Origin of the sequence: Streptomyces sp. NPDC047981 (assembly GCF_040653315.1) — a bacterium.
In the GTDB taxonomy this organism is placed as follows: Bacteria; Actinomycetota; Actinomycetes; order Streptomycetales; family Streptomycetaceae; genus Streptomyces.
This window is the reverse complement of the sequence record NZ_JBEZNQ010000002.1, coordinates 14868-31137: the sequence shown is the minus strand read 5'-3', so window position 1 is coordinate 31137 and position 16270 is coordinate 14868. Positions and strand designations below refer to the sequence as shown.

Genomic DNA, 16270 nt, shown 5'->3' with positions numbered 1-16270 from the left:
GGAGAACCCACAAAGACGGGGGCCCCTGGGCTGTCGACTCGGTCGGCATCGATCCCGGTTCTGTCTTACTCCACCAGGATTCGGCTCGGGAGACTGTACGGAGTCGACGGCGGGATTTCCTTGGTCGACTTCGTAGGGTCGGTACATGACCGTTGTGGACCAGATCCCGAGCGAGCCGACCGACGCCCGAGGCCGTGTGGCCGAGCTGCACGCCCTGCGCGAGGAGGCCCGACGCGGGCCGAGCGACCGGGCGACCGAGGCGCAGCACGCCAAGGGCAAGCTCACCGCTCGTGAGCGCATCGAGCTGCTCCTCGACGCCGGTTCCTTCAACGAGGTCGAGCAGCTGCGCCGGCACCGTGCGCAGGGCTTCGGCCTGGAGGCCAAGAAGCCGTACACCGACGGTGTCATCACCGGCTGGGGCACGGTCGAGGGCCGGACCGTCTTCGTCTACGCGCACGACTTCCGGATCTTCGGCGGCGCCCTCGGCGAGGCCCACGCCACCAAGATCCACAAGATCATGGACATGGCGATCGCGGCCGGTGCGCCGCTGGTCTCCCTGAACGACGGCGCGGGCGCCCGGATCCAGGAGGGCGTCTCCGCCCTCGCCGGCTACGGCGGCATCTTCCAGCGCAACACCCGCGCCTCGGGCGTCATCCCGCAGATCTCCGTGATGCTCGGCCCGTGCGCCGGTGGCGCCGCCTACAGCCCGGCCCTCACGGACTTCGTCTTCATGGTCCGCGAGACCTCGCAGATGTTCATCACCGGCCCGGACGTCGTCAAGGCGGTCACCGGCGAGGAGATCACCCAGAACGGCCTCGGCGGCGCGGACGTGCACGCCGAGACCAGCGGCGTCGCGCACTTCGCGTACGACGACGAGGAGACCTGCATCGCCGAGGTGCGCTACCTCCTGTCGATGCTGCCGCAGAACAACCGCGAGAACCCGCCGACCGTGGCCTCCGAGGACCCGGCGGACCGCCGCTCGGACGTCCTGCTCGACCTGGTCCCGGCCGACGGCAACCGCCCGTACGACATGCACAAGGTGATCGAGGAGCTCGTCGACGACGGCGACTACCTGGAGATCCACGAGCGCTGGGCCCGCAACATCATCTGCGCCCTGGCCCGTCTCGACGGCCAGGTCGTGGGCATCGTCGCCAACCAGCCGCAGTCCCTCGCGGGCGTCCTGGACATCGAGGCCTCGGAGAAGGCCGCCCGTTTCGTCCAGATGTGCGATGCTTTCAATATTCCGATCGTCACCCTTTTGGACGTGCCCGGCTTCCTCCCGGGCGTCGACCAGGAGCACGGTGGAATCATCCGCCACGGCGCGAAGCTGCTGTACGCGTACTGCAACGCGACCGTGCCCCGGATCAGCCTGATCCTGCGCAAGGCGTACGGCGGCGCGTACATCGTCATGGACTCCCAGTCCATCGGCGCCGACCTGACGTACGCCTGGCCGACCAACGAGATCGCGGTGATGGGCGCCGAAGGGGCCGCCAACGTCATCTTCCGCAAGCAGATCGCGGAGGCCGAGGACTCGGACGCCATGCGGGCCCGCATGGTCAAGGAGTACAAGGCCGAGCTGATGCACCCGTACTACGCCGCGGAGCGGGGTCTGGTCGACGACGTGATCGACCCCGTCGAGACCCGGGAGGTCCTCATCCGGTCCCTCGCGATGCTCCGCACCAAGCACGCCGACCTGCCGTCCCGCAAGCACGGCAACCCGCCTCAGTAAGAGGAGCCACAGACGTGACCACGCCTGCCACAGCCAACCTTCTCCGCGTCGAGAAGGGCCACGCCGACCCCGAGGAGCTGGCCGCGATCACCGCGGTCCTGCTCGCCCGCGCCGCCTCCACGACCGGTGACGACACGACGCCGTCCGGCCGCTCCACGGCCGGCTGGCGCCGCCTGGAGCGCGAGAACGGCTTCCGCGCCCCGCACAGCTGGCGCTGACCCCCAGCGCACCGAAGGCCCCGTCTCCACCCGGAGACGGGGCCTTCGCCATACCACCGACGCGCACCTGTACGACGAAGGGCCCGCCGCACCGTCGGACGGTGGGGCGGGCCCTTTCGTAGCCGAACCGGCGGAGTGCTACCGCAGGCGGGCCATCAGCGCGTGCTCGACGAGCGTGATGAGCGCGCTCTTGGCGTCCGCGCGGTGGCGGGCGTCGGTGGTGATGATCGGCGTGTCCGGGCCGATCTGGAGGGCCTCGCGGACCTCCTCCGGGTTGTACGGCTGGTGGCCGTCGAAGCCGTTGAGGGCGATGACGAACGGCAGGCCGCTGTTCTCGAAGTAGTCGACGGCGGGGAAGCAGTCGGCGAGGCGGCGCGTGTCGACCAGCACGACGGCGCCGATGGCACCGCGCACCAGGTCGTCCCACATGAACCAGAAGCGGTCCTGGCCCGGCGTACCGAAGAGGTACAGGATCAGGTCCTGGTCCAGGGTGATACGGCCGAAGTCCATCGCGACAGTCGTCGTCGTCTTGTCGCCGGTGTGCGTGAGGTCGTCGATGCCCGCGGACGCAGACGTCATGACGGCCTCGGTACGCAGCGGGTTGATCTCCGAGACGGCGCCGACGAACGTGGTCTTGCCCACGCCGAAGCCACCCGCCACCACGATCTTCGCGCTGGTGGTTGAACGGGCCGCGCCGCCGCTAGAGCTTGCGAAGTCCACTGAGCACCCTTTCGAGCAGTGTCACGTCTGGCTGACCGCCGGCGGCCTCGTCGCCGCCGGGCTGGTGGATGGCGACAAGTCCGGCCTCCGCCAGGTCGGCGACGAGGATCCGGGCAACGCCGAGGGGGATGGAGAGAAGTGCCGAGATCTCGGCGACCGACTTGATCTCGAAGCACAGTCGGCAGATCCGCTGGTGCTCGGGCAACTGCCCCTGCAGCCGGGACGGATCGGCCGTCGTACTGACCAGCGCCTCGATGGCGAGCTGGTACCGCGGCCGGGTCCGGCCGCCGGTCATGGCGTACGGGCGCACGAGCGGGTTGTTGTTCCCGCTCTGGCTGCCGCCCGTACCTCGCGCGCCGCCCGGATTCCGCTGGGCGGCGGGCGCACCCACCTGCGGCTGCTGCGCCTGCGGGTGCTGGTAGGGCTGCTGCACGCCCTGTCTGCTCGGGGCAGAGGGGAAGTTGAACCGGTTCTGCGCGGTGTCTGCCTGCGCGTGCGCGTCAAAACCGTTGTACGGGTGTCCGCCCGGGGGTGTCCCCACGTCTCCTCCTCCGACTGCCTCGCGGTCCATGTCCCTGTGGAGCCGCGCCACCGCACCTTACGGTGCGGTGGCGTGAAACGCACTGTCTGTCTGTTAGTTGAGAAGACTTCCCTGAAGTTCCGCCCGGAGGTCAGGCGTCAGGACACTGCCCGCACGGTCGACCAGCAGAGCCATCTCGTAGCCCACGAGACCGATGTCGGCCTCCGGGTGCGCGAGCACGGCCAGCGAGGAGCCGTCCGAGATCGACATGATGAAGAGGAAGCCGCGCTCCATCTCCACGACGGTCTGGTTGACCGCACCGCCCTCGAAGATCCGGGACGCGCCCGCGGTCAGCGAGGTCAGTCCGGAGGCGACGGCCGCAAGCTGGTCGGCACGGTCCCGGGGGAACCCCTCGGACATCGCCAGCAGGAGTCCGTCGGCGGAGACCACCACCGTGTGGGACACCCCGGGGGTGTTGTCCACGAAGTTGGTGATCAACCAGTTCAGATTCTGCGCCGCCTGGCTCATGCTCACACTAACGCTCCTGGTTGTAGGTACTGCCCGGGCCGAGGCCCGATCCGTTCGTGTCCGTTCCCGCGGTGCGTCCCTGCTGGACACCCCGGCGCAGGTTGCTCAACCTGCCCCGGACGTCCTCAGGAGCGCGGGAGACCTGGGGGCCGCCCTGCGGGGTCTGCTCCGCCGTGCCCTCGACCAGGTTGGCCTTGGGGACCCGCTTCGGCAGTCCGGAGGAGGTGACCCCGCCGGCCTTCGGGTCGCGGAGCTTCTCGGCCCGCTGCCAGCGCTCGTCGTTCGTCGAGCGCCATTCGTCGGAACCGTCGGCTTCGTTCTGGTGGACCGGCACCGGCTGCTGAACCGGAGCCTGCGCCGACTGCCGCGTGGGCTGCGGGCCCTGCGCGGCGGTGCTGCCGCGACGCGGCAGACCGGCGTCGGTCAGCGCGTGGCCGGCGTCCGGGGTGGGGTTCGGAGTCGAACCCGGACGGTCGAAGCCTACGCGGTCGGCGGCCGCTTCGGGAGCGCTGGGAACAGATTCCGCTTCCGCCCCGTAGCTCTGCTCGTAGCCGCCCTGGTAGAGAGCCTGATCCGGCCACTGTGCCTGCTGGCCCTGGGGCTCGTAGCCGTGCTGGTACGACCCCTGGTCGGCCTCGTGGACCGGATAGCCCGCTTCCGCATAGCCGTTCTCGGGGTAGCCGCCGGCGGCCTGGTCGTAGCCGTCGTAGCCCTGCTGGGCGTAGTCGTAGCCGTCGTGCTGCTGAGCCTGCTGGGGCTGGCCGTAGTCGCCCGCGTACTCCTGGGCGTACTCCTGCTCCTGCTGCCCGTACTCCTGCCCGGCGTACTCCTGCTCCTGGGGCGCGTAGCCCTGGTGCGCGGGGTCGACCTCGTCCCGGAACATCGGACGGTCGCCACCGTGCGCCTGCGACTCCAGGGCCGCCCGGCGCTCCTCGCGCTGGAGCGAACGGTTCACCGGGTCGAGCTGGCGGTCCTCCGCCGGCTGCTCGTAGCGGGAGTCGTCGAAGCCCAGCTCCGCCGCGGTCCGCATCTGCGGCTGCACCGGCTCGAAGGCGTGGCCCTGCTGCTGCGGGATGATCTGCGAGACCGTGAAGTCGTTCTCGGGGAGCTGCTCGCCACCACCACCGTGGGTGATCGCGTCCGGCAGCATGACGAGCGAGGTCGTACCGGCCTGCTCGCCCGAGGGGCGCAGCTGGACCCGGATGCCGTGCCGGTCGGCCAGCCGGCCGACCACGAACAGGCCCATGCGCTGCGAGACGGCGGCATCCACGGTCGGCGGGTTGGCCAGCTTGTGGTTGATGTCCGCGAAGTCCTCGGCGGTGAGGCCGATGCCCTTGTCGTGGATCTCGACCATCACGCGGCCGTCGGGCAGCCGGGTCGCGGTGACGCGGACCTTGGTCTGCGGGGAGGAGAACGTGGTGGCGTTCTCCAGGAGCTCGGCGAGCAGGTGCACGAGGTCGGTCACGGCCTGGCCGTGGATCTCGGCCTCCGGGACACCGGCCAGCTCGATGCGCTCGTACTGCTCCACCTCGGAGGAGGCGGCGCGCATGACGTCGACCAGCGGCACCGGCTGGTCCCAGCGGCGGCCCGGCTCCTCGCCGGCGAGGACGAGGAGGTTCTCGCCGTTGCGGCGCATACGGGTGGCCAGGTGGTCCAGCTTGAAGAGGTTCTCCAGCTGGTCCGGGTCGGCCTCGTTGTTCTCCAGGTCCGTGATGAGGGTCAGCTGGCCCTCGATCAGCGACTGGTTGCGGCGCGAGAGGTTGGTGAAGATCGCGTTGACGTTGCCCCGCAGCATGGCCTGCTCGGCGGCGAGCCGGACGGCCTCGCGGTGGACCTGGTCGAAGGCGCGGGCGACCTCGCCGATCTCGTCCTGGGAGTCGATCGGGATGGGCTGGACGCGGGTGTCCACCCGGCCCGGCTCGGTCCGCGAGAGCTGGTCGACGAGCATCGGCAGGCGCTGCTCGGCGATGGCGAAGGCGGCGGTGCGCAGCTCGCGCATCGAGCGGCTCATCTGCCGGGCCATCATCCCGGCGAGGATGAAGGCGGCGAGGAGCGCGATGACGGTGATGCCACCGGTGACGTAGGCGTCGGTCTGGGCGTCGGAGGAGATCTCGGCGGCCTCGGCCACGGCCTTGTCGACGAGCTCCTTCTCGATCTCGGTGTAGCCGTCGAACTTGCCGGTGGCCACGGCCATCCAGGTCTCGGGCGTGATGCCCTTCTGCTGGAGGTCCTTGATCGCGTCGGCGTCCTTGGCGGAGCCGATCTCCTTGGCCATCCCGGTGAAGACCGAGCCGTCCGGGCCCTTGGGCAGCGTGATGCCGGCCGCCTGCATCTTCTTCTCACCCTCGGCGGCCTTGCCGGACATGACCTGCTTCAGCCGGTCCACGTCCGCCTGGGTACCACCGGAGTTGTACTCGCCGAGGGCGATCTGCTCCAGGTAGTTGTACGAGTTCAGGGCCACCGACTGCTGAGCGAAGACGGCGTCCGTCTTGCTGGGCCGGACCAGGAGCTGGGTGCCGATCGAGCGCTGGAGCGACTCGGCGCCCTTGGCGAGCTGGACGGCGTAGAGCGTACGGCCGTAGGCGGTCACGTTGGTCGTGCCGAGACCGAGCTCGTTGGAGAACTCCATCAGGTAGTGCTGCACGCCGGTGTAGCCGAGCTGCGTGTTCACCGGGTCGAGAGCGGTGGTGTACGCGGCCTGGCGAAGCTTCTCGAGCTTGGGCTCCTCGTCCTGGAACAGCCGCAGGCGGCGCTCCAGGCCCTCGCCCTCCGGCATGTCCTTGACGGCCTCGTCGAACTTGACCTTGGCGGCGTCGGTGGCGGCGTAGGCCTTCGTGACCTCGTCGCTCTTGCGGTCCTCGGCGGACTTGGCCGTCAGCAGGGGGACGGCGGTGAGGTCACGCTCGTCCAGCAGGGCCTGGCTGTACTCCGAGGCGGCGCGCACGATCAGCGCCGTCTTCTCGGCGTTCTGGGCCTCCTGCCACGTGTTGATGGCCCCGTTGACCTGGAAGCCGCCCATGACCAGGCCGACGAGCACGGGTATGAGGAGGATCGCGTTCAGCCTGGTCGGTACGCGCCAGTTGCGCGGGGACAGCTTGCTGGAGCTGCCCTTGCCGCTCGAGGCAGGGGGCGTCACGGGCACCGCGATGTCGGCGGGGGACGCCACCGTGCGTGCCGGCGGCGTGAAGTTGCCGCGCGCCTGCTGCTCCGCGGAGCTTTCCTTGCTTCGCCTCACTCGACCAACAACCTCTCGGCGTCGGCACCTACGTTGTGCCGGTGTTTCGTTCAGGGCCGTACTACTCGGGAGTTCATGAATTGCAGCACGTGAAAGGGCTCCCTTCCAAACAGCCCGGAGCTTCCGGTTTCCGCCGCCCGCGGCCCAGATAAAACGGGCATAAAGAACGAGCCCCGCCAAATGACGGGGCTCATGTGAGCGCAGTGGTACCGCTCGGATGCGTCGGGTGTCCGAGGCGCCGCAATTCTCTGTCGAAACGTTATGAAGGGAGAGGCGGACCGTGGCAAAGGACACAGACCGCCTCCCGAAGGGCGTACGACAACTTCCGTACGCGTTCTCCTACTTGAGTCGTGCCATCAACGCGTGCTCCACCAGCGTGATCAGAGCACTCTTCGCGTCCGCGCGGTGACGGGCGTCGGTGGTGATGATCGGAGCGTCCGGACCGATCTGGAGGGCCTCGCGGACCTCCTCCGGGTTGTACGGCTGGTGGCCGTCGAAGCCGTTGAGGGCGATGACGAACGGCAGGCCGCTGTTCTCGAAGTAGTCGACAGCGGGGAAGCAGTCGGCGAGGCGGCGCGTGTCGACCAGCACCACGGCGCCGATGGCGCCCCGGACCAGGTCGTCCCACATGAACCAGAAGCGGTCCTGGCCCGGCGTACCGAAGAGGTACAGGATCAGGTCCTGGTCCAGGGTGATACGGCCGAAGTCCATCGCCACCGTCGTGGTGGTCTTGTCGCCGGTGTGCGTCAGGTCGTCGATCCCGGCCGAGGCCGAGGTCATCACGGCCTCGGTACGCAGCGGGTTGATCTCCGAGACGGCGCCGACGAACGTGGTCTTGCCCACGCCGAAGCCACCCGCCACCACGATCTTCGCGCTGGTGGTAGAACGGGCGGCACCGCCGCTAGAGCTTGCGAAGTCCACTGAGCACCCTTTCGAGCAGTGTCACGTCCGGCGTGCCGCCGGCCTCTCCGTTACCCGGCTGGTGGATCGCCACCATGCCCGCCTCCGCCAGGTCGGCGACGAGGATCCGGGCCACACCGAGCGGCATCGACAGAAGCGCCGACACCTCGGCCACCGACTTGACCTCACGGCACAGGTGGCAGATGCGCTGGTGCTCGGGAAGCAGGGTGGCGAGATGCGCCGGGTCGGCCGTGGTGCTGACCAAGGCCTCTATGGCGAGTTGGTACCTCGGCCGGGTCCGGCCGCCGGTCATGGCGTAGGGCCGGACCAGCGGCTGGTCGCCCTCATGTCCGTACGACTCGTCGAGGGAGGCGCCGTACGGATCGTGAGAGGCGGGGGGCGGGGTCATGAATCCTCCGGGCGTGACGGCACGAGGTCATGCCGTCTGATGGGGCCGGTGGGGGGCCGGATGGGGCGGCCGGACGGTTTCTGGTGCCCAGAGCGGTACGGAGGGGCGTACCGCTCTGTCGCTACGTGCAACGGTGCGGGGCTAGTGCAGCAGGCTGCCCTGGAGCTCCGCACGGAGATCCGGGGTGAGGACACTGCCGGCCCGGTCGACCAGCAGCGTCATCTCGTAGCCCACCAGGCCGATGTCGCACTCCGGGTGCGCGAGCACGGCCAGCGAGGACCCGTCGGAGACGGACATCAGGAAGAGGAAGCCGCGCTCCATCTCCACGACCGTCTGCGCCACGGGTCCGCCCTCGAAGATCCGGGACGCTCCCGCGGTCAGCGAGGTCAGTCCGGACGCGACCGCCGCCAGCTGGTCGGCGCGGTCGCGGGGGAATCCTTCGGACATGGCAAGGAGCAGACCGTCGGCGGAGACCACCACCGTGTGGGACACCCCGGGGGTGTTGTCCACGAAATTGGTGATCAACCAGTTCAGATTCTGCGCCGCCTGGCTCATCGCGCTCAACTAACGCTCCTGCTGGTGGGTGGGGCCGGTGTGGAAGGTGCCCGTGGTGGAGTTGCCCGCCTGGCGGCCCTGCTGGATGCCGCGGCGCAGATTGGTGAGCCGGCCGCGGACGTCATCGGGTGCACGCGAGACCTGGGGGCCGGCCGTGTGGGCCTGCTCCTGTGCGGTCCCGGGTACGAGGTTGGCGCGCGGAACGCGCTTGGGCAGCCCGGAGGTGGTGATCCCCCCGGCCGCCGGCTTACGGACCCGCTCGGCCTGGCGCACCAGCTCGTCGTTGGGCGAGGTCCGCCAGGAGGCGGGCCCGGCCGGCTGCTGCTGGCCACCACCGGTGCCGCCACCCTGCTGCTGCGGGGCGGGGCGACGCGGGGGAGCGGACTGCTGGGGCTGCTGCGGCGCGGCCGGAGCCTGCGGAGGCTGCTGACCGTGGCCGCCCTGACCCTGGCTCTGGTTGAACCAGTTGGTCTCCAGCGTGTCGTACAGCGGGGTCCGCGCCTCGGCCGAGTTACCGGCCGGCGGCAGCGCCTCGGGCTGACGGGGCTGCTGGAGCTGGGGCTGCTGCGGCTGCTGGGGCAGGTTCCCGGCCGGGCGCGGCGCGCCGTAGTCGTTGCCGCCGCGCTGACGCGGGGCCTGCTGCTGGTACCCCTGCGGAGCCTGCTGCTGGGGCGCCTGCTGCTGACCGAAGTCCGGGCGCGCGAACTGGGCGGTGGACGCCGGGTCCTGCGGTCCGGGCTGGTACGCCTGCGGGGCCTGCTGCTGACCGAAGTCGGGGCGCGGGAACTGACCCGTGGAGCCCGGGCCCTGAGGGGCCGCGGGACGGGCGAACTGGCCCGTGGTCTCCGGCTCCTCGTGGCCGCGCGGGGCGTCCAGCGGCGTCATGTCCTGCTGCGGGCGGCGGACCGGCTGCGCCTGGTCGTTGCCCCAGCTCGTGGACTGCTGACGCTGCTGCTGCGGGTTGCCACCGGGCAGCTCGGCACGCGGGAAACCGCCCTGCGGGGCCTGGTTGCCCGGACCCTGCTGGCCCTGGTTCTGCCGGCCCTGGCCGTTGTTGCCCTGGCTCTGGTTGCCCTGGCCGCCCCAGACGTCCGTACGGGACGGGATGGCGCTCTGCGCGCCGCCGAAACCGCCGGCACCGAGACCCGGCCGCTGCTGCTGCGGGTCCGCGGGGACCTGCGGCATCTGAGCGGTCTGGGCGCTCTGCGCGTTCTGGGGCTGCTGCTGCGGGGCCTGGCCCTGCGGCCGGTCCTGCGGACCGTTCTGCCGCGGAGCGCCGTCCCTGCCGGGCAGCGCCGCACGCGGACCGCTGCCCGCGCCGACCTGACCACGGGCGGCACCCGCACCGGCGGCGAGCCGGCCCGCGGCCGAACCGTTCGGAGCGCCGCCGAGACCCGGGCGGGCACCGGCACCGGCGCCGCCGGCCGCGCCGGGGCCACCGGCCAGCCGGCCGCCGGGAGCGGACGGAGCCTGTCCCATGGCGCCCTGGCCACCCGGGCCCGCCTTGGGCACGGGCTTCTTGCCGCCGTGGGCGACGTCGACCGGGAGCATGACGAGCGCGGTGGTGCCGCCGGAGTCCGACGGGCGGAGCTGGATACGGATGCCGTGTCGCAGGGACAGGCGGCCGACCACGAAGAGACCCATGCGGCGGGAGACGGAGACGTCCACGGTGGGCGGCGAGGCGAGCCGCTCGTTGATCGCGGCGAGGTCCTCGGGGGAGAGGCCGATGCCGGTGTCGTGGATCTCGACGAGCACGCGGCCGTCGGGCAGCGCGTGACCGGTGACCCGGACCTTGGTCTGCGGCGAGGAGAACGACGTGGCGTTCTCGAGCAGCTCGGCCAGGAGGTGCACGAGGTCGTTGACCACGCGGCCGGCGACCTCGGTCGCGGGCACGGCGGCCAGTTCGATGCGCTCGTACTGCTCCACCTCGGAGGCGGCGGCACGGAGCACGTCGACCAGCGGGACCGGGCGGGTCCACCGGCGGCCCGGCTCCTCACCGGCGAGGACGAGGAGGTTCTCGCCGTTACGGCGCATGCGGGTCGCGAGGTGGTCGAGCTTGAAGAGCGAGGAGAGCTGGTCCGGGTCGGCCTCGCGGGACTCCAGCTCGGAGATGAGCGAGAGCTGACGCTGGATGAGGCCCTGGGAGCGGCGCGAGAGGTTGGTGAACATCGCGTTGACGTTGCCCCGCAGAAGGGCCTGCTCGGCGGCGAGGCGGACCGCCTCGCGGTGCACGTCGTCGAAGGCCGCGGCCACCTGGCCGATCTCGTCCCGGGAGTGCACACCGACGGACTCGACGGAGGTGTCGACGTCCTGCGGGTCCGACTCGGAGAGCTGCTTGACGAGCTCGGGCAGCCGGTCCTGGGCGACCTTGGTGGCGGTGTCCTGGAGCCGGCGCAGCGAGCGGATCATGGACCGGGCCACGACGAAGGCGCCGACGAGGGAGACACCGAGGACGAGCAGGATCAGCGCACCGTTGATGATCGCTTCGCGCTGCGACTCGGCGCGCAGTTCACGGGCCTTGGTCTCCATCTTGTCGAGGAGGTCGGCCTCGATGACGGTCATGGCCTGGATCTTGGTGCCGTACTCGTCGGTGAAGTTCAGGTGACCGCGGGGGGCGCGGCCGGCCATGCCGGAGTCGATGGACAGCACGCGGTCCGCGTACTTGTCGGCGGCGTCGATGGACGGGTTGCCGGTGGTCAGCGAGCTGGTGAGCTGGTCGGCGTCGCCGCCGGCGGACTCGTAGATGGTCTGGAACTGCTTGAGTTCGACCTTCTCGCCCTGCTGGGCGGCGTAACCGTAGAGACGGTCACCCTGCTCCAGGTTGCCCTTCCGGCTGTCGCTCGACGGGAGCGCGGAGGCGATGATCGCCTGCTGGACGGAGGCGTACTCCTTGGCGGACGAGAAGGCCGCGAGGGCACGGGTCCGCTTGATCATCTCGGGGTTGCTGGTCGCCTGCGCCATGTCCTGGGAGAGGCTGAGCAGCGAGCGGATGAGTCGGCTGTACGCCTCGACCGTCACCGACTTGGCGACGCCGCTCTTGTACGCCTCCTGCCGGATGCCGCCGATCTGGACGACCTGGGAGGCGATCTGGGAGACGTTCTGGCGGATGCTCTGCAGCGCCTCGTCGCCCTCGGTGGCCGGGATCTCCGCGGTGGCGTCCATGAACGCCTTCTGGGCCCGGTCGGTGTTCTTGCGCGGGTTGGCGACCTGGTAGTCGTTGGCCGACTTGCCGTTGGAGAGCGGACCGGCGGACAGGTCGCGCTCGGCCTGGAGGGCCTTGGCGAGGTCGGTCGCCTCTTCGGTGAGCTTGGTGAGCAGCTGCATGTGGTCGAGCTGCTCCATGTCCTGGAGCGACTCGCTGATGCGGATGCCGCCGAGGCTGGTGGCCGCGACCACGGGGAGGGTCAGCAGTGCCACGAGGCGCGTCGAGATGCGCCAGTTGCGCAGGGCTATTCGAGGCCCGACCTCGTTCTCGGCCCGGGGCTTCTTGGCGGCCGAGGCGTTGGACTCGGAGGAGGCGTTCGCGGCGCCGCTGCGCGCGGCGCCGTCACCCCCCTCGCCGGCCGGACCCTGGCCCGGGTTCTGGGCGCGGTCGGTTCCGGCGCGGGGCTCCTGCTCGGCAGCAGCGCTGTCCCTCTTGAATCGTCCCTGCACTAGCGTCGCAACCTCTGGACCAGGCGTCCTTCCGCGTGAACGGAGTGGACGGTGTCGGCGTCTCGGGGCGCGAATGCGCCCCCGTGGTGGTCGTCGATGACCGGCGCAACTCCCCCTTTCCCGCCGCTCACCCGGCGCTGCGTTGCGCCCCCTGCGCGCCGGCTCCAAACCGCGGCGGTGCGTGGAATTCCAGCACAGTGCCGGATCTCCAACAAGGGCCGCGTGTCAGGGCACGGGTCGCATGACAATTCGTGCACACCATGTCACCCCATGTAGAAGATGATCACGGAGGAATCGGACGTATTAGCTCCAAAGAGTCATGCAGTGCTGGTGTCCCAGTCGCCATGATCAGGAGCGGAATGGAGCATTCAGTGGTGCATTGTCCGTTTCCGTGACCCCGGATGACGGTCCGTAATGCCTGGTTTGTCACCGGATTGGTGAGCAAACTCACACCCGGGTGGATGTCTCCTCCATGTATTCGAAGGGAATGAGGCGTTTAGCCTGACGCTTTACAAACCAACCGCTCTGTAAAGGCGCCCGATGAAGACGACGATGCTGCTCCGCTCCACGGCCAACCCCCGCCGCACCACCCTCACCCACCTCGAGGACGCCGAGCAGCTCGGCCGCGGCGCGCAGCCGGAGCACGCGCTCGATCTTCCGACGCAGACGGCCAACCCCCGCCGCACGGTCCTCATGACCGCCCCCGAGGCCGCTCAGCCCGCACAGTAATACGCGGGCGGCCGCCCCTTGCCGCGTTAGCCTGGAGCGTCAGACTCCAGCCAGTACCAAGTGAGGGGCGACAGCACTCGTGCGCATCGCCAGATTCTCCATCGACGGCAATGTCGCCTTCGGCGCCGTCGAGGGCGAGGGAACCGTCGAGTCCGGCGGCCTCGTCCTCGACATCATCAAGGGCATCCCGTACACCGACTTCGAGCTGAGCGGCACCAAGGTCCCGCTCAGCAAGGTACGGCTCCTGCCGCCCGTGCTCCCCAACAAGGTCGTGGCCATCGGCCGCAACTACGCGGAGCACGCCGCCGAACTCGGCAACGAGGTCCCCGACGTACCCGTCGCCTTCTTCAAGCCGACCACGTCCGTCATCGGATCCGGCGACGCCATCGAGTACCCCTCCTTCTCGAACGAGCTGCACCACGAGGCCGAGCTGGCCGTCGTCATCGGCCGCATGTGCCGTGAGGTGCCGCGCGAGCGGGTCAAGGACGTCGTCTTCGGCTACACCTGCGCCAACGACGTCACCGCGCGCGACGCACAGCAGCGCGAGAAGCAGTGGGCCCGGGCCAAGGGCTTCGACACCAGCTGCCCGCTCGGCCCCTGGGTGGAGACGGAGCTCGACCCGAGCGACCTCACCATCCAGGCCACGGTCAACGGCGAACAGCGCCAGCTGGGTCGTACGAGCGACATGGTCCGCTCCATCGAGGATCTGGTCGTCCACATCACCGAGGCCATGACGCTGCTCCCGGGCGACGTCATCCTCACCGGCACCCCCGCCGGGGTCGGCCCCCTCAACGTCGGCGACGAGGTCGCCGTCACCATCGAAGGCATCGGCACTCTCACCAACAAGGTGATCAAGCGTGGCTAACGCGATCCGCGTACGTTTCTGTCCCTCCCCGACCGGCAACCCCCACGTGGGCCTGGTCCGCACCGCCCTGTTCAACTGGGCCTTCGCCCGGCACAACCAGGGCACCATGGTCTTCCGCATCGAGGACACCGACGCGGCCCGCGACTCCGAGGAGTCGTACCAGCAGCTGCTCGACTCGATGCGCTGGCTCGGTCTCGACTGGGACGAGGGCCCGGAGATCGGCGGCCCCCACGCGCCGTACCGCCAGTCGCAGCGGATGGACATCTACCGGGACGTCGCCGAGAAGCTGCTCGCCGGCGGGTACGCCTACCACTGCTTCTGCACCGCCGTGGAGCTGGAAGCCCGCCGTGACGCCGCCCGCCTGGCCGGCAAGCCCTCCGGCTACGACGGCACCTGCCGGAACCTGAGCGCCGAGCGCATCGAGCGCTACCGCGCCGAGGGCCGCGAGTCGATCGTCCGCTTCCGGATGCCCGACGAGCCGATCACCTTCACCGACCTGGTACGCGGCGAGCTCACCTTCACCCCGGACAACGTCCCGGACTACGGCATCGTGCGCGCCAACGGCGCCCCGCTGTACACCCTGGTCAACCCGGTCGACGACGCCCTGATGGAGATCACCCACGTCCTGCGCGGCGAGGACCTGCTCTCCTCCACCCCGCGCCAGATCGCGCTCTACAAGGCGCTGATCGAGCTGGGCGTCGCCAAGGAGATCCCCTCCTTCGGCCACCTGCCGTACGTGATGGGCGAGGGCAACAAGAAGCTCTCCAAGCGCGACCCGCAGGCCTCCCTCAACCTCTACCGGGAGCGCGGCTTCCTGCGCGAGGGCCTCCTGAACTACCTCTCCCTCCTGGGCTGGTCGTTCTCGGCGGACCAGGACATCTTCACCATCGAGCAGATGGTCGGGAAGTTCGACATCGCGGACGTCAACGCGAACCCGGCGCGCTTCGACCTGAAGAAGGCCGAGTCGATCAACGCCGACCACATCCGCATGCTGGACGTGAAGGCCTTCGCCGAGGCCTGCGAGCCCTGGCTCCAGGCCCCGCACGCCAACTGGGCCCCGGAGGACTTCGACGCGGAGGCCTGGAACCGGATCGCCCCGCACGCCCAGACCCGCCTCACGGTCCTCTCGGACATCACGGCCAACGTGGACTTCCTCTTCCTGCCCGAGCCGGTCTTCGACCAGCCCTCGTGGGACAAGGCCATGAAGGGCGAGCCGACGGCCCTGCTGACCACCGCCCGCGCCAAGCTGGAGTCGGCCGACTGGAACGACCCCGAGTCGCTCAAGAACGCCGTCCTGGCCGCCGGCGAGGAGCACGGCCTGAAGCTCGGCAAGGCCCAGGCCCCGGTCCGCGTCGCGGTCACCGGCCGCACGGTCGGCCTGCCGCTCTTCGAGTCCCTGGAGATCCTGGGCAAGGAGAAGACCCTGACCCGCATCGACGCGGCGCTCGCGAAGCTCGCCGCGTAGCGCTCTCGCGCACGTGGACGGAGGGGCGACGACCAGGACGGTCGTCGCCCCTCCGGCGTTCCTCCGCCCTCCTCCGCGCCTACGCTCCTGCTCATGACGATCAACTGGCTGGAGATCTCGAAGCGCCTGGTCAGGTCGGACCGGGCCAAGGCGAGGTGCTGTCCCAGGTGGCAGCGGTCCGGGTCCCCGGACGCCCCGCCGCCGCTGTCCGAGGCCGAGGTCCGCGACGCCGAGGATCAGCTGGGGATCACGTTCCCGGAGGAGTACCGGCACCACCTCCTGTTCCACAGCGCGGGCGGTCAGCCGAACCGCCTCCACCGCTCGGCGGCCGGCTGGGGCTGGGAGGGCGACACCAGTACCGATCTCCACCTCCTGGCCACGCCCTTCCCCCACCCGGACTCCTATGTGGAGCGCGAGAACGAGCTGGACGACCGTGAGCCGCGGGAGGAGGACTTCCCCGACGTCGCGCGTCACCAGGCGGCCTGGAAGGCCTGGGACGACGAGTACGGGGTCCTGCAGGACCACAAGACGTCGGGCGCCGTGTACATCGCGGAGCACGGCTGCGGTTTCTCCACGCTGCTCGTCGTCACCGGTCCGTACCGGGGGACGATGTGGTTCGACGGTCGCGCCACCTGCGACCTGATCCTGCCGCTGACCCTGGAGGACCGGCCCCTGACCTTCGCCGAGTGGATCGGCCGGCACTCGATGGACGTGGTCCGCTGGTGAACGTTCGCGAGTAGATT

14 protein-coding genes are annotated in these 16270 nt (G+C 70.0%); 6 read left to right on the top strand and 8 right to left on the bottom strand.

The window, feature by feature from the left end; genetic code table 11:
- Window positions 1-145 precede the first annotated feature (145 nt).
- Together AB0E14_RS02070 and AB0E14_RS02065 are read left to right on the top strand one after the other, a co-directional pair.
- Window positions 146-1729 carry an acyl-CoA carboxylase subunit beta gene (locus AB0E14_RS02070; RefSeq protein WP_362410428.1) on the top strand — a complete coding sequence of 528 codons (1584 nt, stop codon included), beginning with the start codon at window positions 146-148 and terminating at the stop codon, window positions 1727-1729.
- Window positions 1730-1743: 14 nt separating this feature from the next.
- Window positions 1744-1947: an acyl-CoA carboxylase subunit epsilon gene (locus AB0E14_RS02065; protein ID WP_362410425.1), complete on the top strand. Its 204-nt coding sequence runs from the start codon at window positions 1744-1746 to the stop codon at window positions 1945-1947.
- A 138-nt stretch (window positions 1948-2085) separates the two neighbouring features.
- Here the strand turns inward: AB0E14_RS02065 and AB0E14_RS02060 are convergent, their stop codons facing one another.
- From AB0E14_RS02060 to AB0E14_RS02025, 8 genes are all read right to left on the bottom strand, one after another.
- Entirely contained in the window at window positions 2086-2667 is a 582-nt protein-coding gene (locus AB0E14_RS02060) for an ATP/GTP-binding protein (protein ID WP_050791473.1), read from the bottom strand.
- Entirely contained in the window at window positions 2648-3208 is a 561-nt protein-coding gene (locus tag AB0E14_RS02055; protein WP_362410422.1) for a DUF742 domain-containing protein, read from the bottom strand. The genes AB0E14_RS02060 and AB0E14_RS02055 overlap by 20 nt, the downstream gene beginning before the upstream one ends.
- Window positions 3209-3301: 93 nt before the next feature.
- Complete coding sequence (locus tag AB0E14_RS02050; RefSeq protein ID WP_005311461.1) at window positions 3302-3715, bottom strand: roadblock/LC7 domain-containing protein; 414 nt, start codon at window positions 3713-3715, stop codon at window positions 3302-3304.
- 7 nt (window positions 3716-3722) lie between these two features.
- Window positions 3723-6950: a nitrate- and nitrite sensing domain-containing protein gene (locus AB0E14_RS02045; RefSeq protein WP_362410419.1), complete on the bottom strand. Its 3228-nt coding sequence runs from the start codon at window positions 6948-6950 to the stop codon at window positions 3723-3725.
- 339 nt (window positions 6951-7289) lie between these two features.
- Window positions 7290-7871, bottom strand: a complete 582-nt coding sequence (locus tag AB0E14_RS02040) for an ATP/GTP-binding protein (protein WP_137993156.1) — start codon at window positions 7869-7871, stop codon at window positions 7290-7292.
- Complete coding sequence (locus AB0E14_RS02035; RefSeq protein ID WP_147979834.1) at window positions 7852-8259, bottom strand: DUF742 domain-containing protein; 408 nt, start codon at window positions 8257-8259, stop codon at window positions 7852-7854. Before AB0E14_RS02035 ends, AB0E14_RS02040 begins: the two co-directional genes overlap by 20 nt.
- 141 nt (window positions 8260-8400) lie before the next feature.
- The gene (locus AB0E14_RS02030) at window positions 8401-8814 is read right to left on the bottom strand and encodes a roadblock/LC7 domain-containing protein (RefSeq protein ID WP_030325548.1); all 414 of its coding nucleotides are present in this window, start codon (window positions 8812-8814) and stop codon (window positions 8401-8403) included.
- 9 nt (window positions 8815-8823) lie between these two features.
- Window positions 8824-12468, bottom strand: coding sequence for a nitrate- and nitrite sensing domain-containing protein (locus AB0E14_RS02025; RefSeq protein ID WP_362410415.1), 3645 nt, complete (start codon window positions 12466-12468; stop codon window positions 8824-8826).
- Window positions 12469-13008: 540 nt separating this feature from the next.
- Between AB0E14_RS02025 and AB0E14_RS02020 the strand changes: the two genes are divergently transcribed.
- The 4 genes from AB0E14_RS02020 (at window position 13009) to AB0E14_RS02005 (ending at window position 16253) form a co-directional block, all read left to right on the top strand.
- Window positions 13009-13197 carry a hypothetical protein gene (locus AB0E14_RS02020; RefSeq protein ID WP_362410413.1) on the top strand — a complete coding sequence of 63 codons (189 nt, stop codon included), beginning with the start codon at window positions 13009-13011 and terminating at the stop codon, window positions 13195-13197.
- Between the two features lie 79 nt (window positions 13198-13276).
- Entirely contained in the window at window positions 13277-14062 is a 786-nt protein-coding gene (locus AB0E14_RS02015) for a fumarylacetoacetate hydrolase family protein (protein WP_362410410.1), read from the top strand.
- Window positions 14055-15527 carry a glutamate--tRNA ligase gene (gene gltX, locus AB0E14_RS02010; RefSeq protein ID WP_362410407.1) on the top strand — a complete coding sequence of 491 codons (1473 nt, stop codon included), beginning with the start codon at window positions 14055-14057 and terminating at the stop codon, window positions 15525-15527. Before AB0E14_RS02015 ends, gltX begins: the two co-directional genes overlap by 8 nt.
- A 93-nt stretch (window positions 15528-15620) precedes the next feature.
- Window positions 15621-16253: an SMI1/KNR4 family protein gene (locus AB0E14_RS02005; protein WP_362410404.1), complete on the top strand. Its 633-nt coding sequence runs from the start codon at window positions 15621-15623 to the stop codon at window positions 16251-16253.
- The last annotated feature ends 17 nt before the right edge of the window (window positions 16254-16270 follow it).